We start from the raw sequence: 23,072 nt of genomic DNA on the forward strand, positions 1-23,072 counted from the left end.
CAGTGCCACGATAGAAGTATGTTCACAGGTATCGCTCGGGTTGTTGGTCGATTCCCTCGATCAATGGTGGCAGCGTGGGCCGCCTTTGTGGCTCTCGCATTACTCGCCGCAATGTGGGGTTTTGGTGCTGGTGGACTTTTTACGCGAATGGCAACCACCAAATCGCTTGTTCCTGGTTCTCAGTCCGACATCGTCGCTCAAGCAACAAACACAGAATCTGAGCATCGCGTGCTCGTCTCCGTCACCGGAACAACCGCGCAAGAATCGCGCGAAGCGTTGACTCAATTGCGCAACGGCGTCGAGCCACACGGCCAAGTGACGGACCCGCTTATTGTCGCTGAGAAATTCGCTCATGCGAAGATTGATCAGCGCAATCAGGCGATCACTCAGGCGCTATCGAAAAATGCTCGGGCGATTGAAGCGGCAAAAGCTCAGGCAGTAGCAGCTGCTCAACCTCAGCTCTCCAAACTTTCACCACCTGAACGCGAACGCTTTCTTGCCTCAATTTCTACCCGAGCAGAATCGGCGGCGAAGAAAAACATCGCTGACCAAGCGGGCACGATTGCTGATGAAAAAATTGCCCAGTTGCACGATCCGAGTGTTGATTTGATCAGTGCAGATGGATACGCCGTCGTCATCACTTACAACGGTCCTGATGATGAATCACGGGTGCTCGACGCGATCAACACATTTGGTCGCACAATTGCTCCAGCTCATGCCCATGCTGTCTCTGCGCACCTATTTGAACATGCGGTGCTCGGACAGGTGACGCAGGATCTCGTGACTGGCGAAGCAATCGGATTGCCAACAGCACTCGTCTTACTCATTGTCATCTTTGGTGGCCTACTTGCCGCTGGATTACCGCTGGTGACCGCAATAGTGTCAATCGTGATCGGCATGGGTGAGGTGTGGGGCCTGACGTTCGCCACCACAGTGGATTCCTACATCGTAAATGTTTTGTCCATTATCGGCCTCGCGCTCTCAATCGACTACGGACTGTTGATGGTCTCACGTTTCCGAGAAGAAGTCGCTCAGGAATTAGATCGCGAAGGATATTCGCTCACCACTGGTGATCTGCCCGACGATGTTCGTCGTCTTGTCCGCACTTGCGTCACCGCCATGATCACGACTTCTGGGCGGACAATCGCCTACTCTGCGCTGACTATTATCGTCTCCATCGCTGGTTTACTCACAATGGCACCCCCGATGATCAAGATGATTGGTGCCGGGGCTATGCTTGTCACTTTCGTCGCGGTGGCGTCAGCGTTGACACTCCTGCCAGCATTGATCGTTCTCCTTGGTCAGCGACTCATTCGTCCATCGATTCTGACTCGCATCCCTCATTTCGGCAAACTTGTGAAGGGCGCTGGTGATCGCACAAGTGATCACGGATTCTTCTCCCGCATTGCAGCGAAAGTCCACGCCCACCCGTGGCCAGTATTATGTTCAACAGTCACATTACTCATCATCGCAGCCTTGCCAATTGCCTCCCTTCAGATGCGTTCCTCTTTCATCGAAAACGTTCCCAAAGATTCCTCCGTTATCGCTGGTTATCAGGATATCCAGGACCGATATCCGCTCCTGCGCACACCCGAGGCAACGATCCTCTTTCCCCGCGGCGACAAGGCACCAACACAACAGCTCGCAGAGGTAAACGGAGTCACGCATATTAGCGCACCCCGTCAACTCGGTCATCGACAAGCAGTTGACGTTTACGTCAACGCAGCGGATCCTGTCGGTACGAAAGTGACCGACGTCGTAGCCGCCTTGCGTTCGACGTTCCCACACGCCGACGTCGGTGGCGCGGCAGCAATGCAAGCAGACTTCAATGCAGCTGTGCTCAGTGCAGCGCCAGGGGCAATCGCCATTATGGTTGTCTCAGTGGTGATTTTGCTGTTCTTAATGACAGGTTCATTTATCGCACCGCTCAAAGCACTCATTATTAATTCGTTCTCCTTGATCGCGGGAATGGGAATCACCGTGTCGCTCTTTGAGCACGGGTTGTTGGGGCTACCTGTCGTTGGCGGACTTCAGACGTTCGTTGTGGCGTTGGGCTTCGCCTTCGGATTTGGGCTGGCGATGGATTACGAAGTCTTTTTGCTCGCGCGCGTGAAAGAGATGTGGGATAAGGGCCACTCAAATGACCGAGCCGTGGAACTCGGACTTCAACATTCGGGGCGCATCATTACGTCTGCTGCAGCAATTATTATTGCGGTCTTCGTCGGTTTTACTTTTGCTGACATGCTTGCAATCAAGCAAATCGGAGTAGCCCTGGCTATCATTGTTCTTCTCGACGCAACAGTCGTCCGTTTACTGCTTGTCCCAGCATTGATGACTCTCATGGGCGATTGGAACTGGTGGGCGCCACGATGGGCGAAAAAGTTCTATGAAAAATTCCGTCTCGCGGGCTAAATGCCACGCGAGACGGAAGAGTGTCAGCCCAACTCTGTGAAGGGTTCTCGACGGCCTTCAATCAGATGAGCACCGTTGGTCAACCCGACACGTGAGTAAATTCGTCCTGCTCCCTCATTCCATGCCCACATACCAAAGTAAATCGCGTCATGGGATTCGAGAGCGAGATTGACCGCCGCAACCATGAGTGTCGAAGCGTACCCGCGTCCACGAAAAGTCGGGACGGTGCCAAGACCATGGAAGTAAGCCAATCTTTGTTCGCCGACCACACGGGTTTCAAATCCCATCACGGCACCGACGGGGCCTTCTTCTGCAAATGCGACAAACCACGAGAGATCGTCGAAAGACTCATTGGCGTCGGAAATCGGGTTCGATGCAGCTAATGCCTGACGAATATCGTCGGCATACTGAGCTAATTCATCACTCCCGCGAGAGAGCATCACAACGCGTTCGGCACCTGCGACTGGTTGGAGCGGAGAATCGGCGTACCAAAACTCCCATCGATATCCCCATTCTGGCCCGAGAAATTGTGCCATATCTTCAGGCAACGCTTCGCGGATCTCTGTGGTCATGGTGGTGGTGTCGGGACGCCAATCTGCACCAATTTTCGCGATGGCGGCAATCGCCAAGTCAGGATCCCCTGCTGCGATTAACTCGCGCTGGCCATCTTTTTCTTCTAAGCGCACGCCGAACCGGCGGCCGGATTCCTCAAAGAGAACCCGACCACCGGTTCGTCCTTGCACAGTCAGCTGCCAAAAGGCATAGTCACAATCGTGTGCAGTCAGTTTTCTTCCTTCTTCACGCCCGGTTTCTTCGGCTTGGCATCCACGCCAGCTTCCTTACGCTGCTGAGCTGTAATCGGTGCAGGCGCATCCGAAAGTGGATCCCACCCGTTGCCGATCTTCGGGAAAGCGATGACATCGCGAATCGACTTGGCGCCGACCAGCAACGATACGATGCGATCCCAACCGAAAGCGATGCCGCCGTGAGGGGGAGCACCGAACTTAAAGGCATCGAGGAGGAAACCGAACTTCTCCTGAGCAGCCTCAGCATCCAGACCCATCACCTTGAAGACGCGCTCTTGCACTTCGCGGCTGTGAATACGAATCGATCCGCCACCGATCTCGTTGCCGTTGCACACAATGTCGTAAGCGTAGGCGAGCGCATTACCCGGATCCGTGTCGAACTTCTCAAGCCACTCTGGCTTGGGTGAGGTGAACGCGTGGTGTACTGCGGTCCATGCACCATCGGAAATTGCCACATCGCCTTCAGCCTGTGCCGCCTTCGTCGGCTTAAACAGCGGAGCATCGACAACCCAGACGAATGCCCATTCGCCTTCCTTGATCAGACCACAACGCTCCCCGATCTCAAGGCGCGCTGCACCCAGCAACTCGCGCGACGCCGTCGGCTCACCCGCAGCAAAGAAGATGCAGTCACCGTTGGTGGCACCCGTCGCTTCGAGAAGACCATCGCGCTCAGCGTCGGAAATATTCTTCGCAACTGGGCCTCCCACGGTACCGTCCTCGGCAACCGTGACGTATGCAAGCCCCTTCGCGCCGCGTGCCTTCGCCCATTCCTGCCATTTATCGAAGGTGCGTCGCGGCTGGGATGCACCGCCTGGCATGACAACCGCACCGACGTACTCGTTCTGGAACACGCGGAACGGAGTGTCCTTGAAGTATTCGGTAAGATCGACAAGTTCTTGACCGAAGCGCAGATCCGGCTTATCCGAGCCGTACTTCTCCATCGCCGTCTTGTAGGTCATGTGCGGGATCGGCGTCTCGATCTTGTAGCCGATCAGGCTCCAGATCTCAGTAAGGATGTCCTCGGCAACCTTCATGACGTCTTCTTGCTCGACAAAGCTCATCTCCACGTCAAGCTGGGTGAACTCTGGCTGACGATCGGCGCGGAAATCTTCGTCGCGGTAACAACGAGCGATCTGGTAATAGCGTTCCATCCCTGCAACCATGAGCAGCTGCTTGTACAGCTGCGGTGACTGAGGAAGCGCGTACCACGATCCTGGAGCAAGACGTGCCGGAACAATGAAGTCACGTGCGCCTTCAGGCGTTGAGCGGATCAAAGTCGGAGTTTCGATTTCGACGAAGTCATGACCGTCAAGGACGCGACGTGCAGCTTGCGACACCTTCGCACGTAGGCGAATTGCCTTCTGTTCGTATGAACGACGCAAATCGAGGTAACGGTACTTGAGACGCGTTTCCTCGTTCACTGATCCAGCGTCTTCTGCGTGATCCGACACCTGGAACGGCAGCGGTGCCGAAGGGTTCAGGATCTCAAGTTCTTCGGTTTCAAGCTCAATATCACCAGTGGGGAGGTTCGGATTAGCATTGCCTTCCGGACGCTCACGTACAACTCCCGTGACTTTCACAACAAACTCGCTGCGGAGCTCGTGTGCAACCTCTTCGCGTACTGTGACCTGAGCGATGCCTGAAGCATCACGCAAATCAATAAATGCGATACCACCATGATCACGACGACGATCAACCCAGCCTGTGAGAGTAACCGTGGAGCCGATATCTTCCTTGCGCAGGGAACCTGCCATTCGCGTGCGAAGCACGTGTCCTCCTTATGTATTGTGTACACCCGCGAGACGAGCGGGCGGCACTTCGCGCGAGACGGGCGCGGAGCACACACTCAGTCTACGCCCCCCTTATGTGTTCTCATCTCTCTGGAACACAGGTGAGCAACCCCTCAAGCACATATCACCGTCGGACGGAAGTCCTGCACAGTTGTCGATGTTGACACTAAGATGATCAGGCTAGCCAACTTCTTGGAAGGAACTGCCGTGACAATCACCGAATCCATTGCCCAGCAAGCCGACGTCGGCCTCGCCAAGTCAGTCAAAGCGAACAACCCTGGCGGTTATCTCGTCGCAGGTGCGCTTGCGGGGGCTTTCGTGGGAATCGGGTGTTTGATCATGTTTGCCGGAGTATCCAAACTCTATGTCGCGGGTTCACCAGTTTCTGGATTGATGATGGGACTGACCTTCGGTATCGGACTTGTTCTCGTGGTATTTGCAGGCGGGGAGCTCGCAACATCAGGGATGATGATTATGCCGCTCGCTGCACTGAAGAAAGCGGTGACCATTGCGCGCGCATCGTGGTTGATCATCTTCATGCTCATTGGCAACCTCGTCGGCTCAATCGTTATGGCTGCACTTTTCACGTTAGCGAATGTCTTTGGCCACGACAGCGCAAACTGGCAGATGCTGGACGCCGTTGCCACGGGCAAATTGTCTAAGGGCGCACCAGAAATCTTCTTTCGCGCCGTGATGTGTAATGTCATGGTCTGCCTTGCCATTTGGACGATCGCCCGAATGAAGAATGAAGTGGCTCAAATTATCGTCATTTCGTGGGCAATTACAGTCTTTGTCGCGGCAGGCTTTGAACACGTGGTTGCGAACATGACGATCTTCTCCCTTGCCCTGATGAACCCCGCTGGCGGAGCAACTCTGTCGAATGTCGCGTTAGCCCTTCTTCTGGCCGGTGCCGGCAATCTCGTCGGTGGCATGGTCGTCGTTGGCGGGTCATTTGTGTTGGCCTCACACATGGAGAAATAAGCCTCCAGTCGTAGGAAAATCGGTGCTGCGGCTCATACGTGTTGGTCTTGCACCTTGAGGTATTTTCGCGAAACGATTGGTTCCGTGAGTAATAAGCAACAATTTACCGAGTCTCAGAGCGAATACTGGTTGAGACTTTTATCTGTCATCCTCATTTCGCTCATCGCCTTCGAAACGATCGCAGTGACAACTGTGATGCCATACGTGGTTGACCTCCTCAGCGGGAAAAACCTCTACGCACTGGCCTCGGGGATTACTCTGACAACTCAGCTTATTACGACAGCGCTCGCTGGCCGATGGGCCGATAATCGTGGACCGAACCAACCACTGCTCACAGGCGCCGCCTTATTTATTAGTGGGCTCCTTATTATCTCTGTGGCACCCACCGTCGAAGTCGTCGTTCTTGGACGCGCTATCCAAGGACTCGGATCGGGCCTCGTCGTCGTGCCGCTCTTTGTGCTCGTCGGTGCTCATATTCCAAGCGACCGTCAGCCGTCACTTTTTGCCACCTTTGCCGCGGCCTGGGTTGTACCGTCACTTCTCGGACCGGCTGTCGCTGGGCTCATTGTCGAGTATGTCCATTGGCGTGTGGTCTTCGCTGCCGTGCCTCTTGTGCTTTTGGGAATGTTCCCGCTGCTTGTGTCCAAGCTCCGTCTATTCCCCGATACTCACGACCCGCGCGCACGATTCCGACTGGGCGATACTTTCACGTTCGCACTTCTGGTGGGAATTTCGGTTGGCGCATTGCAGATGCTCAGCACACTCGGCGACGACGGTTTCAAGACGTGGGCCCTTGCGATGATCGCGATTTGCTCGGTTGCGGCTTTCTTCTTCGTTCGTCCACTTGTTCCGGCCGGAACCCTGTCGGCACGACGCGGAGTTCCCTCGATTATTCTCCTTCGCGGAATCGTTTATGGCACATATTTCGCGGTAGAGATTTACCTGCCGCTCATGCTGAAGAATGTTCACAACTGGGGGCCAAAACGTGCTGGTCTCGTTCTCGCTGCAGGCGCTGTGACCTGGGCGCTCGGCTCATACCTACAGAGCCGCGCAGGCGAAGAACACAGAAAACGCATTCCGACGATTGGCGTTATTTGCCAGATCGTCGGTTCGGCCATCACTATCGCTGGATCTTTCCACGAAGTCACAGGGATCCTCGTTATTGTCGGCTGGCTCATCGCAGGCCTCGGTACCGGATTGACCTACCCACTCTTGCTCGTTTTCGCTCTCGGGTACACGCCGAAGTCCCGTCACGGCAAGATTTCTGCGGCAGCTCAAATCGCAGACAATATGGGTGCAGCGGCGTGTATTGCTTATGCAGGTATTGCGTTCTCCATGACAGTCGATCTCGGCCACTGGGCATTCCTCACTGCGATTTGTTCGATGTTGGTTCTGTTGTTTGTAGGTCTTGTTGTCTCACGACGACTCGGCTTGGAGGAGCCTACCTGCGTTGAATCAAGCAACGAACCCTGCGATACCGACATCGTTGACACACCGAAGGACTACCGGCATGGCGATGTTGTGGCCGAAAGCACCACGTCAGCCTCTCCCGACGGCGCAGAAAACAAGTAGGCTAGAAGGACGGCCTTGCCCCACTAGTTCAGATGTGTTTTTCGGGGATGGCCAAGGGGCCGATTCCCCAGATTGGATATTTTTGTGACCACATTTTCTGAACTTTCCCTGCCCGAAAACCTTCTTCAGGCTGTGACTGAACTCGGTTTTACACAGCCCACCGAGATCCAAGAACAGGCCATTCCTCATCTCCTGAATGGCCATGATGTTATCGGTGTTGCACAAACCGGAACAGGAAAAACCGCCGCCTTTGGACTTCCGCTTCTGACCCACGTCGACGCGGAAAAAGACGAAGTCCAAGCACTCGTTCTCGCACCAACTCGCGAACTTGCAATGCAGGGTGCTGACGCGATTTCGACGTTTGCTGCAAAAACCGGTGGACTCGAAGTCGTCTCGGTCTACGGCGGTTCGCCCTACGGGCCGCAATTACGCGCACTTGAACGCGGGGCACAAGTTGTTGTTGGAACGCCCGGTCGTATCATGGATCTCATTGATCGCAAGGCACTGGTCCTCTCACATGTGACATACTTTGTGCTCGACGAGGCCGACGAAATGTTGCGTATGGGCTTCGCAGAAGACGTCGATACGATTGCCGCATCCTTGCCGAAGGAACGCATCACTGCTCTGTTCTCCGCAACCATGCCTTCCTCGATCCGCAAGGTTGCCCAGGAGCATATGAACGACCCAGTCGAGGTTACCGTAACGCGTCCGGCTTCAACGACTGATACCATTCACCAGACTTACGCGGTGGTGCCCTCACGTCATAAAACTGGCGCATTGGCTCGAGTCCTCGCTACCACCGAGGCTGATGCTGCGCTCGTGTTCGTTCGCACCCGTGCAACGGCGGAAGACCTCACGATCGAACTTTCGACACGCGGCGTCCAAGCCGCTGCACTCTCTGGCGATGTTGCTCAAAAAGATCGCGAAAAACTCGTTAATCGTCTCCGTGAAGGTTCCATTGATGTCCTCGTCGCAACCGACGTCGCCGCGCGTGGCCTCGACGTCGAACGCATCGGTCTCGTCGTAAATTACGACGTCCCCAAGGAAATTGATACCTACGTGCATCGTATCGGCCGCACTGGACGTGCAGGTCGCGAAGGAACATCGCTGACATTCGTCACGCCAAAGGAAAAGTTCCGTCTGCGCCGTATCGAGAAAACGACTGGCGCCCAGATGGAAGAAGTTGATCTTCCAACCCCTGCACAAGTATCTGCGCTTCGTGCAAGCCGGCTTATTGAATCAGCAATCGAACGCGTCGGTATTGGTCGCCTGTCGGTCTACGAAAAGGCAATCGAAGAGTTCCTTGCGCAGCAGGCTGACTCTGAGTCGCCAATGAGCCTGGAGCAACTTGCATACGGTCTGATTGCGATGGGCGTACGTGACCCAGGGCCGCGTGGCGATGACGAGCCTGAACATCTGTCCGTCCGTGGAGGTCGCGATGACCGTTCACGTGAGGATCGTGGTGGACGCGGACGTGACAAGAGTGGCCGTAAAACCTTTGCGCATAACGGAACAATGTACCGCGTTGACGTCGGTAAGAAGGACGGCGTGGCTCCAGGAGCCATCGTTGGCGCTTTGACTAACGAAGGCGGCCTCACGGGTTCCCAGCTGGGCAAGATTGATATCTACCCCACCTTCTCCCTAGTCGAGATCGCGCATGAACTCGATGAACGCACAATCTCCAAGATTTCTCGCGCACAGGTTTCTGGTCGTGAGCTGGGCATTCGTAAAGATCACGGGCCTGCAAAGGGCGCGCGCGGATCATTCAAGCGTGACGGCGGTTTCAACAAGCGAGAGGGAGGCTTGGGACACCGGAGGAACCGCGATGATTTTGACCGACGCCCCATCCGTGACTACATTGACGACCCCGATCAGCAATCGCGACGAGATCGTGAACGTTCTGCTCGAGATCCATACGAACTGCGCAAAGCACGTGCTGATCGTGCCTTCGGTGATCGACGGAAGTCGAACGAACGCAGAGGCTTTCGCAAGAATGGCCTTCGCAAGGGTGATTTCCGAAAAGGGCGCTAAGTGATAAAAGTCGCCGGTTTCCCATTGTGGGAGCCGGCGACTCTTACTTCCCTCGCTTAAGCTTTGGCGTTCCCCATGAGGATCATGGCGTCCACAAATCCTTCATACACATGGCGCTCATGAACAAGCGGCTCAAGGACACCATCCTCAGATGCACGAAGAACAGCATTCTCGATCCGTGTCCGTACACGACGTTCAACCTTCGCTGCACCACGTCGAACAAAAAGTACACAACATGCGCTCACAATAAGGCCACCGAGCATTGCGAAAATGCACATAAGTAAAGGCACCTCAAAAATTCCCACTCGGGCAGGATCCGGCAAAAAGAGACCGAGAGTCGGACCAAAAATTTTCAGTCCGAGCCAGAGGTAACCAATGATCGCGACAAGTGCAAACAGCCACTGCATAACGTTAGCGATGTGCCACCAGATCGGCGTTCGGTCACGCTCGACATTCACGCTCGCGAGCAATGGGTCGATCCGAGAAAGAAACTGTTGGACATGTTGTTGTCCCTGTGTCTGCACCCGACGTGCCCACATTCTCGGCATTCCTTCAGTGGCACGGATACAGAACCGCCGGCCTTCGCCCTCAGCTGCTGCAAGATACCCCGGAGAAGGAATCAAGCCAGTTGTCGGAGCGACTTTGCCCGCTGGAGTGTCCAGACGCAACACTTTCAGAGGATCACGACGCTGATGGACCCACCGTGTAAACCACCAACTCGTTCTCGAACGTCCACGAACACGATACGAGCCGCCTGCAGCCCGTGCCACACTTTCAGCGCCGCTTGCTTGTGCCACGGCATGTGCGACAGGAGCAAAAGACGGCATAGGCGCCAGCTCGTATTTACCATGATCTGCAACGAGGGTTGCGCTGATTCTTTTCGACATCATGCGCAGATCCGCGGCGATCTTAGTACGCTGGACATCGGCTGCCTCCACTTTTGTTCCGAGCAACTGCGAGAGCTCAGCGAGGCCTTCTCCACTCGCCACGGACACGGGCAGAACGCGGACACTGACGCCGTCGTCGGCAATGAGCCGGGCAACATCGTTTTCAACATATTGCCGTTCGTCGGGATTCAACAGATCCACTTTATTCAAAACGATAACAAGTGCCTCAGAATGTTCACGTAACTGAGACAGATAGTCTTCATGAACGACAGCATCAGCGTATTTCTGAGGATCTAAAACCCACACAGTGACATCGGCACGCTCGATAATCGCGTGTGCTTTGCTTTGGTTCTCTATCTGAATCGAATCGATATCGGGAAGATCGACCAGCATGATTTTCCCGTTTACGGAGAAACGCTCCCCTAGCTGCGCACTGACATGGCGGCGACGGATATCGAGCCAATCAAGTAAAGCTGGTTCATGCACATTCATCACGGCCATTGGCTCAGACGTCGTGGGTCGCAAGGGAGCAACTCGCACAAGTTCTTCTCCTGCAAGCGCGTTGACAAGAGAGGATTTCCCGGATCCAGTTGATCCCGCGAAAGCGATCACACAGACGTCCTCGCCCACGTGAGTGCGGGCAACGGAAAGCTCGAGAACTTTCGAAGCCTCGTCGATAATCTCCTGAGGAAGAAAACTCTCGCCCGCGTCAAGGGCACTTCGCAATGCACCGATTCCTTCAGCGACGCATGTCATCGAATTTTTCCTTCCCTGTCAATCTGTGCAAATGCCGTCTCCAACTCCTTTTTGATCTCTTGAGAAATATCTGTAGATTCGAGCGCATCCTCAAAAATACGACGGTCTGTTCTGACAAAATTTTCAACGCGATCATCAAGCAATTTCTTGGCTTGACGTGCAAGTCGGCGAACCGCGTCTTCACCGAAAATCGCTTCGAGTAGCTTTTGTGCAACGACGGCAGTACCGCCGGCCACAGCGACCTCGCCGCCGACGAGTCCCCCTGTCGAGGCGAAAACGACGACAATCAGCGCCACTCCCACAACATTCACAGACGTTGCAAGTGCCCGTGCCATCGTTTTCTTTCGTGTGCCCTGCTCACGCACAATCTCGAGAATGTCTGCGCGCCAATCGTGAATGAGTTCAGCAGCTACAGCCTCACGCTCGGATCGGTCACGCAGATTCTCACGCACATGTTTGACCAACGCTTCAGCAACCCCCACGGACTCCCACGCTCGAAGTGCCTGAGCAATTGCTGCCTCAGTACGTTCGACAAGGAGCGCTATTACGCCGTCGTCGATTGCGAACTCTATCTGAGTGGTCGAGGGATTCGTCCGTGTCGTGAAGTAGGAAGAAAGACGATCACGTATTGCACTCACGCCGCCCTCGAGCCGTCGCATCCACTCCCCTGTTCCCACAACATCTTGCCAGCGGGAGAGTACCTCACCACGAAGAAGGGAGCCATCAACCACATTCTGTGCAAACTGTTCATCAGCAGCTGCAAAAGCAGAATCGACGTCCCAGCGCAAAGCATCGCGGGTGGCAAGCTGGCGTCCATATCCATCGAGAATAGTTGACGCGTGACCAGAAAGAGAGTGAATTGCGCCGTGAAGAGTTTGCCGGACGACGCTTGCTCGCGCAGCCTCGTCTTCAGCGATCGACATCAGCCAGCGACGGACTGACTCGACGTCGGCATTTGCAAGCCGGCCATCTTCCAACTGTTGTTCGGCAATCATAAACAAAGGAGCATGTGCCAGCGCACGCTTTTCGAGCCGTGAGGCGAGATCCGCGCGGACGTCTGCACCGACACCTGGTGGCACACGATTGAGAACGATACCCAAAACAATATTGCGCTCGGCTGCCTCACCGAGAATCACCCATGGAATTGCATCCCCGTAGCGCGCTGCCGTGGTCACAAAGATCCACAAGTCTGCTGCTGCCAGGAGCTGTGAAGCGAGCTGACGATTCTCCTCAACGACGGAATCAATATCCGGAGAATCAAGCAACGCTAAACCTGCAGGAATGGCCTGCGACGGAACTAATTCAAGTGTCAGGGAAGAGTGCTCGTCAGTTTCACCACTCACTCGCGCAAGATCCGGCAAGATCCGCGCATCGGCAAACGCTTCGGCATCATCAGGATGAAAGACGAGTGTTGGACGACGCGTTGTGGGACGGATCGCACTGGACCGCACAACATTTTCACCGACGAGTGAATTGACGATCGCGCTCTTCCCTGCGCCCGTTGACCCGCCGACAACACAGACTAACGGAGCGGAGAGATTTTCGAGACGCGGGATGAGGTAGTCACGCAACTGGGAACGTGAATCCGCGACGACGTCGCTGATCTCGTCGGCACCGCGAAGGGCGAATGGAAAATGCATACGCTCCAGCGCGTCCTGAAGCACATATAAATGTGCGAGAAGATCGGAGCTGGGGCGCTGCAATTCACTCATGAGTCAGACTCACCAACTGTGCCACCATGTCCTGTTCCGGCGGCATCCACGAATGTTGGTCAGCACTCACTTGCTCGCCCGACCGAATATCCTTGACCTGCTCGCTGAGAACGCCGTTATCTTCCTGGGTAAACCACACGAATGGAATACCCCGACGCTCTGCATAACGAATCTGCTTGCCAAACTTTTGAGTGTTCGGAGAAACTTCCGTCGCTACCCCTCGCGCGCGCAAGCTCATGGCAATTTTATCCGCATGAGCTCGTTCGTCTTCATTGTTTACCGCAATGAGAACAGCAGTGGGGACCTTTCGCGAGGCGCCAACGAGTTCCTTTCCAATAACGCGGGCAAGAATACGCGACACTCCAATGGAAAGTCCCACACCTGGGAAAGTTCGCTTGCCGTCACTGACGAGAGAGTCGTAGCGCCCACCTGAACAGACAGAGCCCAAATCTTCATGCCCAACAAGGGTGGATTCGTAGACCGAGCCAGTGTAATAATCTAAGCCGCGTGCAATTGAAAGGTCAGCAACAACCGAACCCTCGATGAGCTTATTCGCACCCTCGATCAGGCGCACGAGTTCATCAAGACCTTCATCAAGGAGTTCATTACGGAACCCGAGAGCAAGCACATCATCAGCAACACGAGCATCAGTGCCGCCGATTTGAGCCAGCTTGAGCGCAAGCTGCGCCTGCTCCTCAGTTGCGCCGACGTTCTGAGCCAAAGTAGCTGCCACTCCGGCAGGGCCAATCTTGTCGAGTTTATCGACGATTCGCAGCGTCTCTTCGATATCTTCAAGACCAATGGCATCAAAGAATCCTTGAGCGACCTTGCGGTTCGATGCGCGGATCACCACACGTGGGATGGGAAGCTTCGAGAGAGCATCAACCATGACCAGCGGTAGCTCCACCTCGTGATGGAAAGCGAGGGTGTCTTGGCCAACGACGTCAACGTCGGCCTGAACAAACTCACGGAAGCGCCCGTCCTGCGGACGTTCGCCGCGCCAGACCTTCTGAATCTGGTAACGACGGAACGGAAAATCGAGCTTTCCAGCGTTCTCCAAAACGTAACGAGAAAGCGGAACCGTCAGATCAAAGTGGAGACCGAGTTCAGCATCCTGTGAATCACCACCCTGCAAGCGGTTAAGCAGGTAGATTTCCTTCGACGTCTCCCCTTTTGCCAGGAGGCGAGAAACAGGCTCCACCGCGCGAGTCTCAATTCCGGAGAAACCATGGAGTTCAAAAGTCGATCTGAGCGTGTCCAGGGCACGCTGCTCCACGATTCGTTCTTGCGGTAGCCATTCAGGAAAACCAGACAAAGGTGCAATCTTCATAAGCCTTAGTATCTCACGTCTTGGCTGGCGTAGCCCACTTTACTCTAGGAACATTCTCAAATACGGGTTTGTGTTAAGCTCACGTGAAAGTTTCGTGGCTGGGCCGTGTCCGGGAAACACCCATGTCTCCCCGTCAACCTCGGCAGCGATCCGCCGCAAAGTTTTCTCCATCGCACGAGGGTCCGAGCCGGGAAGATCGGTGCGTCCAATTCCGTTATTGAATAGCACGTCGCCTGAGAGCATCATGTGGCCGCCCTGACCTGGTGCGAGAGGGAGGTTATCCCCCGGATCAACGTATCCGTCGAAAAGAAAGACTGTCGAACCTTGAGAATGCCCAGGCGCAGCCATCGCACGCAAGAACACACCTTCGACAATTTCGGTGGAAGCTTGATAGAACTCTTCCGGCAACGCCCGTACGTCACGCGGCCGGATCCACGACGCCGATCCTCCGGCGCTGAAGAGTGGCGCCAGTTGTGCAAGCCCTGTGGTGGCAATAGGATCCTCGAGTCGAAACAGATCTCCCGACGGGATGACAACAGGCGCGTCACCCGCAACCTCCGCGCAATCCCAGACATGATCAGCATGTCCATGAGTCAGCAGAACCGCCCCGAGTGTTAATCCCCGTTTTTCAAGAGCCGACGGCACCCAGGTTGCCGCACCAGCACCGGTATCGACTACCAACGCAACTTTCGCATCGGCGTCAGCCAACACATAGGTGTTGGCTCCAATGACAGTTTCACTGAAACGCAAGAAAATCATAATCTGACTCTACCGCAGACACGTGAAACCGCGAAAAGTCGGCGACATTCGCGTAGAGTGGTGGCGTACCAATACGTGAACGGTATTAATTACCCCGTCTGAAGGAGTCCTCATGTCGGATACCATGCCTACCCCGGCAAGCAACGAAGCAGCCGAAACCACTCAGCCAACCGCCACACCGGCACCCGCAACGCCAACACCAGCGCCTGCAGCACCAGCAGCGCCTGCTCCTCTCACGGAGCCAGAAGCGGCTGAAGCCGCCAAGTGGGGACGCGTCGATGACGAGGGGAACGTGTGGCTGACCGACGGTGAAGGAAAGGGTGTGCGCGTAGTTGGCCAGTACACAGCTGGTGGAACTGTCACTGATGTATTGACTCTCTACGCTCGTCGTTTCCTGGATCTACAGTCTCAGGTTGCTCTACTTGAAATGCGAATTAACACGATCTCACCCGAAGAATCGCGCAAGTCGCAAAAGCATCTGGCTGCACAGCTTGAAGAGCCTGCTGCGATTGGCGATATTGCTGCGCTTCGCACACGAGTAGACGCCACCTTACCGCTCATTGAGCAGCGCGCCGAAGTGGTCAATGCTGAGCGTGCGGAGGCCAAGAAGAAGGCGCTTGAAGAGCGCGAAGCTATTGTGGCTGAAGCAGAAAAGATTTCTGCACAGGATCCATCCACAACACACTGGAAGAATTCCCGCACGGCGCTCACCGAGCTTCTTGAGCAGTGGAAACATGCACAGCGCCACGGAGCTCGTATTGATCGTCCGACTGAAGAGGCATTATGGAAGCGTTTTTCTTCAGCACGCACGCAATTTGATCGCCATCGTCGTCAGTACTTCTCTGAGCGTGACAAGGCAGCCAAAGCCACTGTCAATGCAAAGGAAGATCTGATCCGCCGCGCGACGGAGTTGCAAAACTCGACTGATTGGGGTGCCGCGTCGGCCGCATACCGTCAACTCATGAATGAATGGAAGGCCGCTGGACGCGCTGGACGCAAGGAAGATGACAAGCTCTGGGATCGTTTCCGAGCAGCTCAGCAGGTATTCTTCGATGCGCGTAACGCTCACAACAATCAGCTCGATGAAGAATTTAGTGAGAATCTGGCAAAGAAGCTTAAACTTCTCAAGGAAGCCGAAAAGCTCGTTCCCGTCAGCGACGTCGAAGCTGCCAAGACGGCAATCCGCGAAATCGGCGAACAGTGGGACAAGATTGGTCGTGTGCCGCGCGGTGATGTTGGCCGCACGGAGGGGCGTCTGCGCGACATCGAGCAAGCGATCCGCGATGCCGATTCCGAACAGTGGCGCAAGAGTGACCCAGCTGTTGCCGAGCGAACCAACGGTATGGCCGCCCAACTCGAAGCACTAATCGCGGAACTTGAGGGCCAGATTGCTGAGGCAAAGGCCGCAGGTGATGACAAGAAGGTCAAGGAATACACCTCGGCACTCGAAGCGCGTAAGCAATGGCTTGCTGCTGTTCAGGCTGACTAAATAAAGTAGCACACTGCGATTTATTCCTCGGGGAGGTTTCCACAAATGTGGAAACCTCCCCGGACGTTTTTTATCTGCGTTGCAGAATCATGACATGACATCGCTATTTATTGACATCTCACAAAGACAGCACGCAAGCCTGTCTCATGAGGGGCTAGTAGTACAAGTGGGCGAACTCGGACTCGTGGGAATCGATTTGGTCACAACTGCCCACTCACGCGCTCGCATTATTTCTCTTGCTCGTAGCGGCTCGATCGCTTTCGGCTACACCGCATTATGGATCCACACTGGCAATCAGGCGGGAACGGTGCGGACCAAACTCGAAACTTCACTTCCTGACAGCCAGTTCGTGCGTCGCAAAAAGTACTCTGAGGAGGACCTGCAGAAAATGGGATCAATCATGGTAACCACACCTGAGCGTACGTTACTTGATCTTCTTCTACATAACACCGCTGATGCACTAGCAAATGTCTATTCTCTTGTGAAAGCAGGGTGTGATCTTGACGCTGTCGCACGCCGAGCCGGCGAGCTCAATTCCCTCCATGGGATTGGGCAGGCGCGCGCTATTGCGCGTCAGTTGCCTGCCTCGGTTGACACACGCCGATCAGATTCGCGTTTCGAGCCGACAACGCGATAGGCATCATAAACACCGTCAATCTTGCGAAGTTCTTTCAGTACAACGCTCAGATGACGTGGATCTCCCATCTCGAACTGGAAGGTTGAACGCGCCACGCGCTCCTTCGATGTATTCATCGAGCCGGAGAGCATATTGATGTCATGATCAGAGAGTACCTTGGAGATATCGGCAAGGAGTCCACGCCGATCAAGAGCCTCAATTTGAACTTGGACCACAAACACCGCATCTTGAGCATCTGCCCATTCAATGGCGATGAAACGATCACGATCTCGTTGGAGGCTTGCCACATTCGAACAATCTGCACGGTGGACAGAAATGCCGTTGCCGCGGGTCACAAACCCGACAATGGGGTCGGGAGGGACAGGAGTACAACACTTGGCAAGTTTAACGAGCACATCTGTGTCCTCTATTGACGACACAACGACCGCTGAGCCTGCTTCGCCTGAGTGTCGCATAATACGTGTGGGAGTGACGGCTTCCGCCATCGATTCCTCAGCTCCCGCAAGTCCACCCTGCGAAGAAATCAGCTTGCGCACCACAGACTCAGACGAAATATTGCCTTCACCAATCGCGCTGTAGAGATCCGTGACATCCTTGCGGTTGAGGTCTTGAGCGACTGCACGCAGTGTCTCGTGCGACATGAGCCGCTGCACTGGCTGATTCTTGCGTCGAATCGCCTTTGCGAGCTTCTCTTTGCCTTCCTCAATCGCCTCGTCACGTCGAGATTTTGTAAACCATGATTTAATCTTGGCACGCGCACGAGGTGTTGCGACGAAATCGAGCCAACCACGGGATGGTCCAGCTTCAGAGGATTTAGCCGTCACAATTTCCACAGTATCGCCAGATTCGAGTTTGTGATCCAATGTGACCAGGCGATCGTTCACCTTTGCGCCAACGGTGCGGAAACCGACTTCTGTGTGGACAGCGAAAGCGAAGTCCACCGGCGTCGAACCAGCGGGCAGCTCCATCACTTCGCCTGCAGGTGTAAAAACGTACACCTGGTTACCCGACATCTCGTACCGTAATGAATCAAGAAACTCGGACGGATCTGCCGTATCACGCTGCCAATCGACAAGCTGACGTAGCCATTCGAGCTGGGCATCTTCTTGTTTTTCCTGACCAGTGCCTTTTGTGGCGTTGGGATTTTCTTTATAACGCCAGTGAGCAGCCACGCCAAATTCAGCGCGACGATGCATTTCGTAGGTACGGATCTGAACCTCAACGGTCTTGCCGCCAGGTCCCATTACCGTGGTGTGAATCGACTGATACAGATTGAATTTTGGCGATGCGATGTAATCTTTGATTCGTCCCTGAATCGGAGTGTACGCAGAATTGACGATACCGAGGGTCGTATAACAATCTTGGACTTCATTAACCAGGACGCGAATACCAATGAGATCGTAGATATCTTCAAAGTCACGCCCCCGAAGAATCATCTTTTGATAAATCGAATAGTAGTGCTTTGGGCGTCCTGAAATCGTACACTTGACTCCAGCCTTGGTGAGTTCCGATTGGATCTTTACTTTGATTTCCTCAAGGAATCGTTCACGCTCAGGCGCACGTTCCTGAACCATCTGCTCAATCTCTGCATAAACTGCTGGGTAAAGCGTCCGGAACGAGCGATCTTCAAGTTCCCACTTGATCGAATTCATCCCTAAGCGGTGTGCCAAAGGTGCAAAGATTTCCAGAGTTTCGCGGGCCTTGCGTTGTGCCGATCCTGCTTCAACATAGCGCCATGTGCGAGCGTTATGCAGGCGATCACCAAGTTTAATGAGAAGAACACGGATATCTTTCGACATCGCAATGACCATCTTGCGGACGGTTTCTGCAGCAGCCGCTTCGCCGTATTCGACCTTATCGAGTTTGGTCACGCCGTCAACAAGGAGGGCGACTGTTGAACCGAAATCGCTCGTCAGCTCTTTGAGTGTGTAATCTGTGTCCTCGACAGTGTCGTGGAGAAGCGCAGCAACGATCGTGTCCTCGTCGAGACCGAGTTCAGCAAGGATAGTCGCGACAGCGACGGGGTGGGTAATATACGGCTCCCCCGACTTGCGCTTCTGCCCGCGGTGTTTCTCTTCAGCAACAACAAAAGCCCGCAGAATGCGTTGTTCATTCAACCCACGTCCTTCGATCGCCGCCATAATCGGCTCAAGAAGAGCTGGGACCTGCAATGACTTCTTCCCACCCAACCACGCGAAACGTGAACGCAAGCGTGTCGGGACTGCACCATTGTTGTCGCTCATGAACAGATTCTACGTCAGAGGCGCACAACCGTGCCTAATGTGGTGAAATCCAGGTGAAAAAATGTGGGGAACGCAAATGAGCGTCCCCCACATTGTCACCGTCATGATGTTCAGTACGCGATCACCGAATCGATCGGAATGTCCTCGCCTAAACGCTCACGACCGCCGAGATCTTTGAGCTCCAGCAGCACACACAATGCAGCAGGAACTGCACCGGCCTGGCGAATCAGATCAAATGCTGCACCGGCAGTTCCACCCGTAGCAAGAACGTCATCGATGACTAAAACGCGGTGTCCGTCTTCGACAGTGAAAGGCTGAAGCTCCATGCGCGCCGAACCGTATTCAAGGTCGTAATCCACCCCGACAACAGGTCCGGGGAGACGACCAGCCTTGCGAACAGTCAACATGCCGACGCCGAGTGCAACGGCAAGAGGCGCACCAAGGATAAACCCACGAGATTCGAGACCGGCAACTGCATCGACTTTCCCACGGTAGTGATCCGCAAGCATGTCAATCAGGGCTTTAAAACCTTGGTCATCTGCAATCAAAGGCGTGATGTCGCGAAAGAGTACGCCACGCGCAGGAAAATCCTGCACTTCGCGTACGTGTGAACGCACCATCTCGACAGTGTCATGCGGGAAAACTTCGGACATCACTTCTTCTTTCGTTTCTTCGCGCCACTTTTCGAGCGCATGCCGGTGAGCACATGAGACGTGTCAATGTTACCCGAGTTCTCCTCCGACGAGGCGGACTTGGACATCTTGTCTCGTGCTTCGGAACGCATCTTCATGACTGCTTCGGTGTGAGCTTTCACGTTGTCGTTGCGCATTCCGAGTGCCACTGCAAATGGTGCAGCGAGGAAGATCGATGACAACGTTGACAAAATCATGCCCACGAACATCACCAGAGCAAGGTCACGGAGAGTGTCCGCCCCGAGCAAAAGTACACCCACGAACAGGACGCTCATCACTGGGAGCAAGCCAGTGATCGAGGTATTAAGCGAACGAATTAGAGTTTGGTTGATGGCCAGGTTCGCCGATTCTTCATAGGTCATGTCGTTTTGCCTACGAAGTTCAACCGTGTTTTCACGAACCTTGTCGAAAACCACGACGGTGTCGTAAAGGGAATACCCCATAATGGTGAGCAGACCAATGATCGTCGCCGGCGTAATCTCGAATCCACCAATCCAGTAAACGCCAAGAGTGACGATGAAATCGTGTAAGAGCGCGCCCATTGCGCCGACGGCGATTGCCCACGAGCGGAAGTAGATGGTCATGACCAGCGACACCAGGACCATGAACACGATCATCGCGCGAATTGCCTTCGACATAATGTCTGCACCCCACGAGGGGCCGATGAAGGTAGAGGTCACTTCTGTCTCATTGACCTGATAGGCACTTGCCAATTCTGAACGAACCTGCTGGGTCTGTTGATCCGTCAGCTCACCGGTCTGAATGCGGATGGTGTCACTTCCAACATTCGATACACGTGGCGCAGTATCTTTACCGATCTTGGTCACGATATCAGTCGCTGGCTTCAGTGCTGTTTGCGAAGTGCCTGAAATTGTGAACTGAGATCCACCGCGGAACTCGATTCCCAGATTAGGAGAAATCGTTGCGAAGGAGAGCAGAGATACAAGGACGAGGGCAATCGCAGCACTAAACCAGTACTTGCGCTTTTGAATCAGTGGGTAAGAGGTCTTGCCCGAGTAGAGGTTATTTCCCCAAGAATACATCGACATCAGTTCTCACCTTTCGCTGCCTGGCGCTTCTCGCGACGCTCGCGTGCTCGAAGTTGTGCGAGCGATTCGCCCTCACGACGTTCGAGGTGAACTTCGCGTTGATGCTTATTTGCGGTTGTGTGATCGGAGACGAAACGTGCGTCGGGATACTCGTCGGCCGAGAGCGCCTGTTTTTCAAGGCCTGTAACGCCAGAACGAGACTTCTTCTTTGTTTCAAAGGAACGAATCCGACCTCGTCCCTGGTAAATCGCCGGGCCTTCGAGTTTCTTAGTATTCAGGCCAGAATAGGCCTTGCCCTGTCCGAAGAAAGCGGTCTTCCCGAGGTACGTCATCAATGGATAGGTGAACATCATGACGACGATCAAATCCAACACAGTTGTAATACCGAGTGTAAAAGCGAAGCCACGCACGGAACCAACAGTCAAAATGTACAAGACCGCAGAGGCAAGGAGGTTCACCGCGTCGGAAACGATGATGGTGCGGCGGGCATGAACCCATCCGTGATAAATAGCACTGGTGACGGTGCGGCCGTCGCGAATTTCATCACGAATACGCTCGAAGTACACAATGAACGAGTCGGCTGTCACACCAATGGAAACGATCATACCCAGGACGCCGGCCATCGAGAGCCTGTACCCCATCCCCCACGACAGCAAACAGACCACAAAGTATGACAAGCCGGTCGAAAGAAGAATCGAGGCCACGGCAACCACGCCCAACGCGTGATACTGCCAGACCATGTATGCCACGATAATCAGCAAGCCGATAAGGCCAGCGATCAAACCGGACTGAAGTTGGTCTGTACCAAGAGTCGCTGAAATCTGTTCTTCAGACTGAACGTGGAAATTCAACGGAAGGGAGCCAAAGCTGAGCTGGTTAGCTAACGATGCTGCCTCGGGAGCAGTAAACGATCCGGTGATTTGCGCACCACCAGAAATTCGGCCCGAGGGAACGGGTGCAGAGAGCACCTTGCCATCAAGCACGATCGAGAACTGATTGCGTGGGCTTTGGAGTTGGGAAATGCGGGCTGTCGAGTCAGCAAATGCCTTCGAACCGGCAGCGTTGAATTCCATGTTCACCGCGTAGCCACCCGTTGGCGTGCCTTGGTTATTCACAGCCGGGCCGGAGGTTGCCTGAGTGACTTGAGAGCCTTCCACTTCAGCCGGGCCGAGGATGTACTTATTCGCTCCTGAGGAATCACAGGCCACAAGAGCCTTCTTCGGGTCGTCACCCGTTGCTGCGAGTTGAGCCTCTTGTGACCCACATGTGAGCAGGTACATGTCCTGCGTGGTCTTCTCCGTGATCCACGCAGTGTCCGACGGGTTCTCGGGCTTCTTCGCCGGCGCGTCTGAGATCTTTCCATCGCCGTTCACATCTGCCAAAACTTCGATGTTCTTCTTAATCTCTTCTTGCGTCATCGACTTTTCGTTGCCCGCAACAAGCTTCTTGTTTGCTGCTTTCATCGCAGCAGCGATTGTTGGGGCATCGAGCTTATGGCTCTGCGTGATCGCAAGAACCGGGCGCATACGCAGCACAGCTGAAGTGCGCACAAGGTTCAGGGTTTCTTTGCTCGGGTTTCCGGGAAGTCCGACGACGATATTCGATCCACCCTGGGAGTTGATTTCAGCTTCAGCAACACCGGACGCATCCACACGCTGACGGATGATCTCAATTGCTTGAGCCACGTCAGCATCGGTGATTGCACGACCGTCGGTCGAGACTGGCGTGAGGATAATCTGGGTGCCACCCTCAAGATCGAGAGCGAGATCCGGAGTGAAACGACTCTTGTCCGTCGTCAGTGAGCCGTAGGCGAGAGAACCCACTAGCGCCACAATCATCACGACTAAGAGCACCAGCTGCTTATAGAGCTTAGGTTTCACTTCCGCATGAGAGGAGTGAGACATTGTTGTTCCTTTACGTGGAGAA

16 protein-coding genes are annotated in these 23,072 nt (G+C 54.6%); 6 read left to right on the forward strand and 10 right to left on the reverse strand.

The genetic code is table 11. From position 1 onward, the window contains the following. Nucleotides 1–18: 18 nt before the first annotated feature. Nucleotides 19–2,412 (forward strand): MMPL family transporter, encoded by a 2,394-nt coding sequence (locus P7079_RS04385; protein WP_278012082.1) that lies wholly within the window; start codon nucleotides 19–21, stop codon nucleotides 2,410–2,412. A gap of 23 nt (nucleotides 2,413–2,435) precedes the next feature. On the opposite strand, the gene P7079_RS04390 is transcribed toward P7079_RS04385, so the two are convergent. Both P7079_RS04390 and aspS read right to left on the reverse strand, forming a co-directional pair. Beyond that, nucleotides 2,436–3,155 carry a GNAT family N-acetyltransferase gene (locus P7079_RS04390; RefSeq protein WP_278012083.1) on the reverse strand — a complete coding sequence of 240 codons (720 nt, stop codon included), beginning with the start codon at nucleotides 3,153–3,155 and terminating at the stop codon, nucleotides 2,436–2,438. Nucleotides 3,156–3,193: 38 nt separating this feature from the next. Beyond that, nucleotides 3,194–4,987, reverse strand: coding sequence for an aspartate--tRNA ligase (gene aspS / locus P7079_RS04395; RefSeq protein ID WP_278012084.1), 1,794 nt, complete (start codon nucleotides 4,985–4,987; stop codon nucleotides 3,194–3,196). Nucleotides 4,988–5,215: 228 nt separating this feature from the next. Here aspS and P7079_RS04400 point away from each other — a divergent pair, with 228 nt between their 5' ends. The 3 genes from P7079_RS04400 (at nucleotide 5,216) to P7079_RS04410 (ending at nucleotide 9,592) form a co-directional block, all read left to right on the forward strand. Next, nucleotides 5,216–5,989, forward strand: coding sequence for a formate/nitrite transporter family protein (locus P7079_RS04400; RefSeq protein WP_278012085.1), 774 nt, complete (start codon nucleotides 5,216–5,218; stop codon nucleotides 5,987–5,989). Nucleotides 5,990–6,073: 84 nt separating this feature from the next. Beyond that, complete coding sequence (locus P7079_RS04405; RefSeq protein WP_278012086.1) at nucleotides 6,074–7,561, forward strand: MFS transporter; 1,488 nt, start codon at nucleotides 6,074–6,076, stop codon at nucleotides 7,559–7,561. Nucleotides 7,562–7,645: 84 nt separating this feature from the next. Beyond that, complete coding sequence (locus P7079_RS04410; protein WP_340689355.1) at nucleotides 7,646–9,592, forward strand: DEAD/DEAH box helicase; 1,947 nt, start codon at nucleotides 7,646–7,648, stop codon at nucleotides 9,590–9,592. Between the two features lie 56 nt (nucleotides 9,593–9,648). On the opposite strand, the gene P7079_RS04415 is transcribed toward P7079_RS04410, so the two are convergent. From P7079_RS04415 to P7079_RS04430, 4 genes are read right to left on the reverse strand one after another with little or no spacing between them, the layout of a single operon-like run. Then, entirely contained in the window at nucleotides 9,649–11,235 is a 1,587-nt protein-coding gene (locus P7079_RS04415) for a GTPase (protein ID WP_278012088.1), read from the reverse strand. Next, nucleotides 11,232–12,947 (reverse strand): GTPase domain-containing protein, encoded by a 1,716-nt coding sequence (locus P7079_RS04420; RefSeq protein ID WP_278012089.1) that lies wholly within the window; start codon nucleotides 12,945–12,947, stop codon nucleotides 11,232–11,234. Before P7079_RS04420 ends, P7079_RS04415 begins: the two co-directional genes overlap by 4 nt. Further along, complete coding sequence (hisS, locus tag P7079_RS04425; protein WP_278012090.1) at nucleotides 12,940–14,277, reverse strand: histidine--tRNA ligase; 1,338 nt, start codon at nucleotides 14,275–14,277, stop codon at nucleotides 12,940–12,942. The genes P7079_RS04420 and hisS overlap by 8 nt, the downstream gene beginning before the upstream one ends. A 39-nt stretch (nucleotides 14,278–14,316) precedes the next feature. Further along, nucleotides 14,317–15,036: an MBL fold metallo-hydrolase gene (locus tag P7079_RS04430; RefSeq protein ID WP_278012091.1), complete on the reverse strand. Its 720-nt coding sequence runs from the start codon at nucleotides 15,034–15,036 to the stop codon at nucleotides 14,317–14,319. Between the two features lie 112 nt (nucleotides 15,037–15,148). On the opposite strand from P7079_RS04430, the gene P7079_RS04435 reads away from it, so the two are divergent. Next, a complete protein-coding gene (locus P7079_RS04435) occupies nucleotides 15,149–16,525 on the forward strand; it encodes a DUF349 domain-containing protein (protein ID WP_278012092.1) in 1,377 nt (458 codons plus the stop codon). Between the two features lie 94 nt (nucleotides 16,526–16,619). Beyond that, complete coding sequence (locus P7079_RS04440) at nucleotides 16,620–17,162, forward strand: hypothetical protein (protein ID WP_278012093.1); 543 nt, start codon at nucleotides 16,620–16,622, stop codon at nucleotides 17,160–17,162. Here the strand turns inward: P7079_RS04440 and P7079_RS04445 are convergent. From P7079_RS04445 to secD, 4 genes are all read right to left on the reverse strand, one after another. Then, nucleotides 17,099–19,405, reverse strand: coding sequence for a RelA/SpoT family protein (locus P7079_RS04445; RefSeq protein ID WP_278012094.1), 2,307 nt, complete (start codon nucleotides 19,403–19,405; stop codon nucleotides 17,099–17,101). The two genes, P7079_RS04440 and P7079_RS04445, sit on opposite strands and share 64 nt — an antisense overlap. 110 nt (nucleotides 19,406–19,515) lie before the next feature. Continuing rightward, complete coding sequence (locus P7079_RS04450; RefSeq protein WP_278012095.1) at nucleotides 19,516–20,058, reverse strand: adenine phosphoribosyltransferase; 543 nt, start codon at nucleotides 20,056–20,058, stop codon at nucleotides 19,516–19,518. Continuing rightward, nucleotides 20,058–21,146 carry a protein translocase subunit SecF gene (gene secF / locus P7079_RS04455; protein ID WP_278012096.1) on the reverse strand — a complete coding sequence of 363 codons (1,089 nt, stop codon included), beginning with the start codon at nucleotides 21,144–21,146 and terminating at the stop codon, nucleotides 20,058–20,060. The genes P7079_RS04450 and secF overlap by 1 nt, the downstream gene beginning before the upstream one ends. After that, nucleotides 21,146–23,050 (reverse strand): protein translocase subunit SecD, encoded by a 1,905-nt coding sequence (gene secD / locus P7079_RS04460; protein WP_278012097.1) that lies wholly within the window; start codon nucleotides 23,048–23,050, stop codon nucleotides 21,146–21,148. The genes secF and secD overlap by 1 nt, the downstream gene beginning before the upstream one ends. Between the last annotated feature and the right edge of the window lie 22 nt (nucleotides 23,051–23,072).

Source organism: Arcanobacterium canis (genome assembly GCF_029625435.1).
Taxonomy (GTDB): Bacteria; Actinomycetota; Actinomycetes; order Actinomycetales; family Actinomycetaceae; genus Arcanobacterium; species Arcanobacterium canis.

Excerpts from the sequence above, each read along its gene's own strand:
- secF (WP_278012096.1), bottom strand. The coding sequence starts at position 21,146 with ATGTCGATGTATTCTTGGGGAAATAACCTCTACTCGGGCAAGACCTCT.
- P7079_RS04445 (WP_278012094.1), bottom strand. The coding sequence starts at position 19,405 with ATGAGCGACAACAATGGTGCAGTCCCGACACGCTTGCGTTCACGTTTC.
- P7079_RS04420 (WP_278012089.1), bottom strand. The coding sequence starts at position 12,947 with ATGAGTGAATTGCAGCGCCCCAGCTCCGATCTTCTCGCACATTTATAT.
- hisS (WP_278012090.1), bottom strand. The coding sequence starts at position 14,277 with ATGAAGATTGCACCTTTGTCTGGTTTTCCTGAATGGCTACCGCAAGAA.
- P7079_RS04385 (WP_278012082.1), top strand. The coding sequence starts at position 19 with ATGTTCACAGGTATCGCTCGGGTTGTTGGTCGATTCCCTCGATCAATG.
- P7079_RS04440 (WP_278012093.1), top strand. The coding sequence starts at position 16,620 with ATGACATCGCTATTTATTGACATCTCACAAAGACAGCACGCAAGCCTG.
- P7079_RS04415 (WP_278012088.1), bottom strand. The coding sequence starts at position 11,235 with ATGACATGCGTCGCTGAAGGAATCGGTGCATTGCGAAGTGCCCTTGAC.
- P7079_RS04450 (WP_278012095.1), bottom strand. The coding sequence starts at position 20,058 with ATGTCCGAAGTTTTCCCGCATGACACTGTCGAGATGGTGCGTTCACAC.
- P7079_RS04430 (WP_278012091.1), bottom strand. The coding sequence starts at position 15,036 with ATGATTTTCTTGCGTTTCAGTGAAACTGTCATTGGAGCCAACACCTAT.
- secD (WP_278012097.1), bottom strand. The coding sequence starts at position 23,050 with ATGTCTCACTCCTCTCATGCGGAAGTGAAACCTAAGCTCTATAAGCAG.
- P7079_RS04435 (WP_278012092.1), top strand. The coding sequence starts at position 15,149 with ATGTCGGATACCATGCCTACCCCGGCAAGCAACGAAGCAGCCGAAACC.